The sequence below is a fragment of the bacterium genome (genome assembly GCA_016873475.1).
GTDB lineage: Bacteria > Krumholzibacteriota > Krumholzibacteriia > JACNKJ01 > JACNKJ01 > VGXI01.
On the sequence record VGXI01000165.1, the window covers coordinates 1 to 7,419 of the forward strand.

The 7,419-nt window shown below is 71.6% G+C and carries 6 protein-coding genes; 3 read left to right on the plus strand and 3 right to left on the minus strand.

All coding sequences use genetic code 11. The annotated features are described in order from the left end of the window. Positions 1 to 1,138: 1,138 nt before the first annotated feature. Both FJ251_11940 and FJ251_11945 read left to right on the plus strand, forming a co-directional pair. On the plus strand, positions 1,139 to 2,086 hold the full coding sequence (locus FJ251_11940) for a zinc ABC transporter substrate-binding protein (protein ID MBM4118423.1): 948 nt from the start codon (positions 1,139 to 1,141) through the stop codon (positions 2,084 to 2,086). 1 nt (position 2,087) lies between these two features. Continuing rightward, complete coding sequence (locus FJ251_11945; GenBank protein ID MBM4118424.1) at positions 2,088 to 2,909, plus strand: metal ABC transporter permease; 822 nt, start codon at positions 2,088 to 2,090, stop codon at positions 2,907 to 2,909. Here FJ251_11945 and FJ251_11950 read toward each other — a convergent pair. Beyond that, on the minus strand, positions 2,897 to 4,201 hold the full coding sequence (locus tag FJ251_11950) for a class I SAM-dependent rRNA methyltransferase (protein MBM4118425.1): 1,305 nt from the start codon (positions 4,199 to 4,201) through the stop codon (positions 2,897 to 2,899). The two genes, FJ251_11945 and FJ251_11950, sit on opposite strands and share 13 nt — an antisense overlap. Before the next feature lie 48 nt (positions 4,202 to 4,249). Beyond that, a complete protein-coding gene (locus FJ251_11955) occupies positions 4,250 to 4,864 on the minus strand; it encodes a superoxide dismutase (GenBank protein ID MBM4118426.1) in 615 nt (204 codons plus the stop codon). 223 nt (positions 4,865 to 5,087) lie between these two features. Between FJ251_11955 and FJ251_11960 the strand changes: the two genes are divergently transcribed. After that, a complete protein-coding gene (locus tag FJ251_11960) occupies positions 5,088 to 6,014 on the plus strand; it encodes a hypothetical protein (GenBank protein ID MBM4118427.1) in 927 nt (308 codons plus the stop codon). A gap of 29 nt (positions 6,015 to 6,043) precedes the next feature. Here FJ251_11960 and FJ251_11965 read toward each other — a convergent pair. Continuing rightward, positions 6,044 to 7,419, minus strand: a 1,376-nt coding sequence (locus tag FJ251_11965) for a butyrate kinase (protein ID MBM4118428.1), incomplete at its 5' end; no start/stop codon positions are given.

Consider the following 7,419-nt stretch of genomic DNA (forward strand, 5'->3'; position numbering starts at 1 on the left):
GCCGTCCTGTTCGCCGTTGCCGGCAGCGCCGGCGCCTCGTCCACGGCGAGCGGCGTGAGCCGCGACTTCAATCCCGCCATCAGCGTGAACACCCTGCTCGTCTTTCGAGACGGCCTCCTCGCCGCCGCCGCCGACAGCGCCGCCACGCCCGAGCCCGAGCACGCGCACGCGAGCGCCGCGGAGGGCTTCGCCGTCCAGGAGACGGAGCTGCAGTTCACGGCCAACATCGATCCCTATGCTCGCGCCAGCGTGACGCTCGCCATGCACGGCACGGAGAGCATCGAGGCCGAGGAGGCCTTCATCCAGCTCCTGCAGCTCCCGCGTGGCCTCGGCTTGCGGGCCGGCGCCTTCTACTGGGAGTTCGGCAAGCACAATGCGCTTCACACCCATCAGTACCCTTTCGTCGAGCGGCCCCTGGCCTGGGACGCGCTGCTCGGCGAGCACGGGCTCGCCGGCGCGGCGATCGAGCTGGCCTGGCTGACTCCCCTGCCCTGGTTCGCCGAGCTGACCGCTACGGCCGCGCCCCTGGGCGAGACCGTCTACGGCGAGCACGCCCAGGCGCCCGGCGATGAGTGGTCGGGCGGCCTGCGCCTGCGCCAGCTCTGGGATGTCGGCGCGCACACGACGCTCGAAGTCGGCGGCTCCTGGTTCACGGGCGACACCGCCCACGAACACGAGGAGGCTCTCGAGATCGGCACGCGGCAGTTCACCGGCGCCGACCTCACGCTGAAGTGGACGGGCGCCGGCGCCAATCCGCGCGCCCTGGAGCTGCAGGCCGAGTGGCTGCGCCGCCACGACAGTCTCGAGGACGGCGAGGAAACCCTCGACGACGACGGCCTCTACGCCGCGCTGCGCGCGCGGGTCACGCGGCGCTTCTGGCTGGGCGGGCGCTTCGACCTGCTGCGCGCCGCCGCTCGGGAAGCGCCCGAGGAGGAGGAGGAGGAAGGCCACCACCACGACGCGCTCGCTGACACCGACACCTGGACTGCCTCGCTGGCCTTCGTGCCCAGCGAGTTCCAGGCCTGGCGTCTCGACCTGCTCTCGCGCGAGGTCGGCGGCGAGCGCGACACGGGCCTGCGCGCGCAGGTCAACTTCACCATCGGCAGCCACCCGGCGCACCGCTACTAGGAGGACGGCCATGTGCACACGCTTCGCATTCACCGCGCGCTTCTTGGCTGCGGTGTGGCTCGCCGCGGCAACCCTCGCCGCGGCGCCGCCTGCACAGGCCGCCAGCCTCGAGGTGGCGGCCACCCTGCCCGAACTCGCCCTGCTCACCGAGGCCGTGGGCGGCCCGCGCGTCGCGGTCACGGCCCTCGCCCGCGGCGACGAGGACCCGCACACCCTCGCCGCCAAGCCGAGCCACAGCCGCCGCCTGCTGAAGGCCGACCTCATCGTCTACAACGGCCTGCAGCTCGAGGTCGGCTGGCTGCCGCTGCTGCTCCAGGGCGCGCGGAATCCGGCCCTGCTCGCGGGCGGCAAGGGCAACCTCGATCTCGGCGCCACGATCGAGCCGCTCGAGGTGCCCACGGGGGCCGTCGACCGTAGCCAGGGCGACGTGCATCCCGAGGGCAACCCGCACTACACGGTGGATCCCGGGCTCTACCCGGAGCTGGCCGACGCGATCGCCGAGCGGCTGGCGCGGCTCGATCCCGCGGGCGCGGCCGAGTACCGCGCACGGGCGGCGGCCTTCCGCGCCGACTGGGAACCGCGCGTGGTGGCCTGGCAGGCGCGCCTCGCGCCCGCGGCGGGCAAGCGACTGGTCACCTATCACAAGCAGTGGGAGTACTTCGCGCAGCGCTTCGGGCTGCGCATCGTCGACTACATCGAGGACCGGCCGGGCATCCCGCCCTCGCCGCGGCATGTCGGCGAACTCGTCGATCGCATCGAGGCGGGCGGCGTGGCGCTCGTCGTTTTCGCCGATATCAATCACCCGGAGGTGCCCGAGAAGCTCGCGGCGCGCGCGGGCTGCCGAACACTCGCCTTGCCGCAGTCGCCAGGCAGCCGGGACGGCACCGCGACCCTCGTGACCTGGTTCGACACGCTGGTCGGCGCCCTGGCCGGCGCCCTCTCCGGCACGGAGCGCTGAGATGGAACTGCTGCGCATCATGGCGGCGCCCTTCGCCGCCAGCGTCGTCCTGGTGTTGATCCACGCCTACCTGGGCGGGCACGTGCTCCAGCGCGGGGTGATCTTCGTCGACCTCGCGATGGCGCAGTTCGCCGCCCTCGGCGCCACCGCGGGCTTGCTCTTCGGCGTCGAGCTGGAGAGCCGTCCCGCCTACTTTCTCGGGCTCGCCGCCTCCCTGGGGGCGGCGGGCCTCTTCGCGCTCTCGCGCCAGCACCTGCGCCGCGTGCCGCAGGAGGCGGTGATCGGCATCGCCTACGTGTTCGCCTCAAGCGCCGCGCTCATCATCGCCGCGCGCAGTCCGCACGGCGCCGAGCACGTCGAGCAGATGCTGGTCGGCGCCCTGCTCTGGGTGAGCTGGCAGGAAGTGCTGAAGACGGCGCTGCTCTACGGCCTGCTCGGCGCCCTGCTCTGGCGGGTGCACGGGCCGCTGGCCCAGCTCAGCGCCGACCCCGAAGGCGCGCGGCGGGCGGGGCGGCGGCTCGCCCTCTGGGACTTCCTCTTCTACGCGGTCTTCGCGCTCGTCGTGACGAGCTCGGTGCGCATCGCGGGTGTGCTGCTCGTCTTCAGCTTCCTCATCGTGCCCTCGGTGTTCTCGGCCCTGCGCGGCGCGCAGGGCGCGCGGCGACTGGGCTACGCTTGGAGCTTCGGCATCGCGACCAGCCTGGCCGGCATGCTCGTCTCCTACTGGCTGGACCTGCCCACGGGCGCCACCGTGGTCGTCGTGATGGGTCTCGCGCTCTTCGCGACCAGCCTGCTGCCGGCCCCGCGCGCTCAGTCGAGCTGAAGGGCGAGCACGGAGAGGTAGCGCGTCTCGGGCATGCCGGGCAGGACAGGGTGATCGCCTCCCTGCCCACCGCGGTAGATCACGCGCGCATGGCGGCCCGACTTCGCCACCGCCCGCAGCACGTGGCCCTGCCAGATGTGTTCCTCGACCGGATAGGTGCAGGAGCAAGTGAGCAGGATGCCGCCCGGCGCCACGCGCCCGGCGGCCTTGCGGTTGAGGTGGGTGTAGGCGCCGAGGGCGCTCTCCGCATCGCCGCGCTCCTTGGCCAGCGCCGGCGGATCGAGGACGACCAGATCCCACTCGCCGTGCGGCCAGCCGGCCTGGCCCTTGCCGCTCTGCAGCAGATCGAGCGCGGCGAAGCGGCAGCGCTTGCCGAGGCTGTTGGCGAGGGCGCTCCGGCGCGCGAGGGCGAGGGCTGCCTCCGAGCGGTCGAGGCCGAGCACGGCCTCGGCGCCGCCCGCCGCCGCCTGCAGCGCGAAGCCGCCGCTGTGGCAGAAGAGGTCAAGCACGCGGCGGCCGCGCGCGGCGCCGCGCAGCCAGGCGCGGCTCTCGCGCTGATCCCAGAACCAGCCGCCCTTGAGGCCGCCCAGCGGATCGATCGCGAAGCGGAGTCCGCCCTCTTCGGCCCAGGCTTCGGCCGGCAGCGCGCCCTGCACCTCGGGCGCGAGTTCGGCGAGGCCCTCCTTGCGGCGCACGCCGGCGTCGCGGCGCAGCACGAGCCCGGTGACGCCGGGCAGCGCGAGCAGCGCGCCCGCGATCGCCGCCGCGTGCGCCTCGCTGGCCGCCGAGGCGAGCTGCGCGACGAGCAGGGCGCCGAAGCGATCCACCGTGAGCCCGGGCAGGCCGTCCGCCTCGCCGAAGACGAGCCGGTACTGCGGCGCGGCATAGAGCCGCGCGCGCAGGTCGAGGGCGCGCTCCAGCGCCTGCGGCAGGTGCGTCGCGAAATCCAGCGGGCGGCGCGCGAAGAGCCGCGCGCAGATCTGCGACTGGGGATTCCAGAGCGCGCTGCCCAGCGCCTCGCCGCGCGCGTCGACGAGCAGCACGCTGTCGCCGGCGGCGAGCCCAGCCGGCGCGGCGGCGATCTCGCCCGCGTAGGCCCAGCAGTGGCCGCGGCGCAGGCGGCGTTCCTCGCCGGGCAGCAGGGTGACGACGGGCAGGGTGGACATCGCGGGCCTCGCATCTGGAGTCGGCCGGGCGAGCATAGGCGGCAGGGAGCCGGGCGGCAAGCCCGGGTCGGCGGCGCGCGCGGCGGCGCCGGCGGGCGCGGCGGCGCTGGCGGCGCCGGCGGGCATGAAAAAGTGGGGCCCGCAAGCGGACCCCGCCTAGTCAAGACGAGAACGCTAGTGCTTCAGCGCTTCGAACCGCTTCGCTACTTCGCTCCAGTTGACCACGTTCCACCAGGCACCGATGTAATCGGGCCTACGGTTCTGGTAGTGGAGGTAGTAGGCGTGCTCCCAGACGTCGAGGCCGAGGATGGGCGTGCCCGAGCCGTCCATCAGCGGGTTGTCCTGGTTGGGCGTGCTCGAGACGACGAGCTTGCCGCCGGCGACCGAGAGCCAGGCCCAGCCGCTGCCGAAGCGGGTGGTCGCCGCGTTCGCGAACTGCTCCTTGAAAGCGGCGAAGGAGCCGAAGTCCGCGGCGATCGCCTGGGCCAGCGCGCCCGTGGGCTCGCCGCCGCCCTTGCCGCTCATGAGCTGCCAGAAGAGGCTGTGATTCCAGTGGCCGCCGCCGTTGTTGCGCACGGCCGTGCGCTGGGCCTCGGGCAGGGCGCTCAGGTTGGCGACCAGCTTCTCCAGGGGCGTGTCGAGGTGGCTGCCGCCGGCGGCCTCGAGGGCCTTGTTCAGGTTGGCGACGTAGGCGGCGTGGTGCTTGCCGTGGTGGATCTCCATCGTCCGCGCATCGATGTGCGGCTCCAGGGCAGCGAAGTCGTAGGGCAGGTCGGGCAGCTTGTGCATCGTCCTCATCTCCTTCCACAGGGACCGTCGGTTCGGTTGGCTTGGTGACCAAGATAGTCCCATTGCCGAGTCGGTCAAGCGATGGCGGAGAAAATGCATGGTGGCGGATTTCAGGATCCGGGCTGCCGCAACTTCACGGACTCCGCCGCGGGGGCTATACTGCGGGCGCGCGCATTACTGTCGGCGTTTGCGGCAACCAGGGAAGAGCGCGAGGAGGTGGCAGATGGCAAGGTGTCGTTGGAGAGCCCTGCTGGCAATCGGCGGTCTGCTGGCTCTCGGGCAATCCAGTCTCGCGTGGGGGGCGGTCTGTTTCACGGATGGCGTCCGGCTTTCGGCCGACGCGGACGGCTTGTTCTGCGAGGCCTTCGCCGACACCCCTGGCCAGACCCTGCAGCTCCACCTGTTCGCGTGGCTCGCTACCCACTATCACGACCCGCCCGTCGAGGAATTGGCCTTCGAGATCGACGGGTTCCCGGCGGAGGGCGTGGCCGTCGACGTCGAGTGGCTCGTGCCCCCCACCAGCGGCGCTGCGGACCTCAACGGAATCCACGTCTGGCGCTTCGATCCGCCGCTGGCCTACGGCGAGCAGCTCGGCGAGCTGGCCCGGATCAGCGTCACCATCGAGCAGCCGCTGGCAATGGATCACTGGGTGGCGGTCCGCAATGGCCGCACGATCGACACCTACGGCCAGGTCTTCCCCATGCGCAACGAGTACTTCACCTTCAACTGCACAGGCATTCACGACTGGATGTGCTACTGCACGCCGCTCGGTTGCCCGAGCTATCCCTGGCTCAAGTTCGAGACCATCGATCCTCCGCCGGGCTCCTTCGTCGACGGCGAGTTCAACCTCGGCTTCGCTGTGAGCAGCTGCTACTGCGACAACTACGAGTGCGCGTACGCCCCCACCTCGCGCAGCTTCACGGGCGTCGTGGAGATCAACGGCGAGGTCGTGGACAGCTTCGCGGGCAGCGGTCATGACGAGATCCTCGTGCCGCTGTCGACGGCCGACTGGCCGCCGGAAAGCAACCTGGCGGTCACGCTCCGCGCGACGAACCAGCACGGGGAGTGGAGCATCGACTTCGAGTACGCAACGGACGCCGGCATCCCGGTCTCGCCCGAGTCCTGGTCGCGCGTGAAGGCGCGCTACTGAGCGATGCCCGGCGGCAGCGGAGCCGCCGGCTACCGCTGGCCCTTGAAGAAGAGCCGCAGGCTGAGCGCCAGGCTGGCGAGCTTGGTGAGGGCCGTGTCGCCGCGACTGGTGAGCACGATCGGCACCTCGCAACCGACGATCACGCCCGCCGTGTTGAGCCCGCTCGCGACCGTGAGCGACTTGTAGGCGATGTTGCCGGCGTCGATGCCGGGCATGATGAGGATGTCCGCGTTGCCGCGGATCTCACCGTGATAGCCCTTCTCCTCGGCGATGGCGGCGTCCACGGCGACGTCGAAGCTGAGCGGCCCCTCGACCAGGCAATCCTTGCGTCCCGCGTAGTCGGCGGCGATCGCGGCTGCCTCGACGCTGCTCTCGATGCGCGGGTTCACCTGCTCGATGGCGCTGATCACCGCCACGCGCGGGCGGGGCAGGTTCAGGCTGCGCGCCACGACAAGGGCATTCTCGAGGATCCGTCGCTTCTTCTCGAGGTCGGGATCCACGTTCACGCCGGCGTCGCTGAGCAGCAGCAGCTTGGCCTGCTCGGCGCGCTGGAAGACGGCGACGTGGCTGAACAGCGCGCCCTCGGCGAGGCGGCCCTTCGCCTTCAGCCAGCGAAACACGGGCGCGAGCAGCTCTTCGGGGGTCACCGAGCCCTTCATCAAGGCCTGGCAGCGACCGGCTGCGTAGAGCTCGAGGCAGGTCGCCACTGGATCCGCGCTCTCCACGAGCTCGAAGTCGCTGCGCGCAAGGTCGAGGCCCACCTGCGCGGCCAGCTTGCGCGTGGCCGCGAGATCCCCCACCAGCAGGAAGCGCGCGATCTTGTACTCGCCCTCCTCGGTGGCGCGGCGCGCGGCCTCGAGGGCGTCGTCGTTGTCCGCGCCGGCGATGGCAATCGTCGGCACGAAGAAACGCTCCACCTGCTCGCGCGTCGCCTGGATCAGCTCGTCGAGGCTGCGGATGGGGCTGCCCTGCCGCCGGCGCAGCACCGGCCGCTTGAAGACGGGCTGCTCGATGAGCCGGTTCTCGCGGCCGCGGTAGGCGGCCAGCATGTCCCGCTCTTCCTCGTAGTGGCGCAGGCAGCTCGGATCCATGAGGGCGCGGGCCATGCCCGCGGCCAGCGACTCCTGCTCGGCTGATCCAGGCAGCCGCACAACAGGTAGCAGCCCGCCCACGCGCTCCTCGATGCGCTCGGCCAGCTCCACGCTGCGCGTGAGCCCACCGGTGATGACGACGTAGTCGGGCCGCCCCCACCCCGCGGCCAGCGAGAGGATGCCCTCGCTGATGCGCTGTGCGAAGAAGCGCAGCAGCAGGTTGATCTTGTCGGCCTGCTCACGCGTCGCGCCGCGCTCGCGAAAGTCGAGCAGGGTCTTGAAGTCGTTGGTGCCCGCCAGCGAGAGCAGGCCGC

What these genes read in the sequence shown, in the direction of transcription:
- FJ251_11950 (MBM4118425.1), bottom strand. Translation starts at nt 4,201, where the DNA reads ATGCCCGCCGGCGCCGCCAGCGCCGCCGCGCCCGCCGGCGCCGCCGCG.
- FJ251_11940 (MBM4118423.1), top strand. Translation starts at nt 1,139, where the DNA reads ATGTGCACACGCTTCGCATTCACCGCGCGCTTCTTGGCTGCGGTGTGG.
- FJ251_11955 (MBM4118426.1), bottom strand. Translation starts at nt 4,864, where the DNA reads ATGCACAAGCTGCCCGACCTGCCCTACGACTTCGCTGCCCTGGAGCCG.
- FJ251_11960 (MBM4118427.1), top strand. Translation starts at nt 5,088, where the DNA reads ATGGCAAGGTGTCGTTGGAGAGCCCTGCTGGCAATCGGCGGTCTGCTG.
- FJ251_11945 (MBM4118424.1), top strand. Translation starts at nt 2,088, where the DNA reads ATGGAACTGCTGCGCATCATGGCGGCGCCCTTCGCCGCCAGCGTCGTC.